Origin of the sequence: Phocaeicola sp. RTP21198st1_B8_RTP21198_201120 (assembly GCF_040929485.1) — a bacterium.
GTDB lineage: Bacteria > Bacteroidota > Bacteroidia > Bacteroidales > Bacteroidaceae > Phocaeicola > Phocaeicola dorei.
In genome coordinates this window covers 1-1,372 of the sequence record NZ_JBCOCI010000358.1, presented here as the reverse complement: position 1 = coordinate 1,372, position 1,372 = coordinate 1, and the positions used below count along the sequence as shown (strand labels likewise).

Genomic DNA, 1,372 nt, shown 5'->3' with positions numbered 1-1,372 from the left:
TTTAAAATTTAAAACAATGAAAAAATGCTTAAAGGTTAAGCTTTTGATATTGATATTCCTTACTGGAATACAATATGTAAGCGCACAAGGTACAGCAGTCAATGGAACTGTCGTTTCCGATCAGAATGAACCGCTGGTAGGTGTTACAGTAACTGAAGCAGGAACTACAAACGGAGTAATAACCGACATGGACGGTAAGTTTTCGATTAAGCTGAAAAATGCTACAGGAAATCTGACCTTCAGCTATGTAGGATTCGCTACGCAAACAATTGCTGTAAATAATCAAAGTAAAAATCTGAAAATCGTATTAGCCGAAGATTCTAAACAGTTGGACGAAGTCATCGTAGTGGGTTATGGTGTACAAAAGAAAGCTAATGTATCAGGATCCATTACATCTTTGGGATCACGCGACTTACACACGATGTCTACCAATGATGCCTCACAGGCTTTACAAGGAAAAGCTCCTGTATATATATCAAGGCAAAGCGGGCAGCCCGGTGCAAGTTCTTCTATCATCATGCGCGGTGTAGGAACACTGAACAAAGCCACTCCGCTTTGGATTATTGACGGAGTCCCCGGAATGCCACTGGACAACTTTAACGAAGTAGAATCTATTCAATTATTGAAAGACGCTGCATCCGCTGCCATCTACGGTATCGAAGCTGCCAATGGAGTCGTGTTAGTGACAACCAAAAAAGGATCTAAAGGAAAAATAGCTGTAAACTACAACGGATATGTAAAAGTAAACCATGCACTCGGGCTACCTGAAACGCTGGGAACCCAAGGCTACATTGATATGTACAAAGCCAGATGGATGTCTAACAATCCGGATAAGGGTGAACCTACAACTAACGATATTAAATCATTCTATTTCCTGACTCCCAATGAGGTATCTCAACTGCCTAATACCGACTGGGTAGACGTAATGTTTAACGCCGGAATAGAACATTCCCATAGCATTGACATCTCCGGAGCTTCTGACAGGTCATCTTATTTCCTTTCAGCTATGTATTCCAATGATGAAGGTACTTTTGTAAATACAAACTATAAAAAATGGGCCATCAAGGCCCGATTTGAACAAACTCCATTGAAATGGTTGAAGTTCAGCCAAACTGTAAATTTCAATCACTCGAAAAGGAAACACAATGCATTGGACTGGCAACATATCTTACGTGCCAACCCGGCGATGAATGTATATGACGACACTAACCCGATGAATACAGGATATGGATACTTCACAGACGAATTTAAAGAAACCATTGACTGGCAAGGAGGAAATCCGTTAGAAAGTGCAGACCTGAAAGATCATTGGGAAAAATGGAATACTGCATGGGGAAACTTACAAGCAATCATCACCCCGATAAAAGGACTG

Annotated in this window: 1 protein-coding gene; it reads left to right on the top strand. The window is 40.9% G+C overall.

What is annotated here, in order from left to right; genetic code table 11:
• Positions 1 to 43 precede the first annotated feature (43 nt).
• On the top strand, positions 44 to 1,372 hold a 1,329-nt coding region (locus tag AB5935_RS26275; protein WP_368327901.1), incomplete at its 3' end, for a SusC/RagA family TonB-linked outer membrane protein.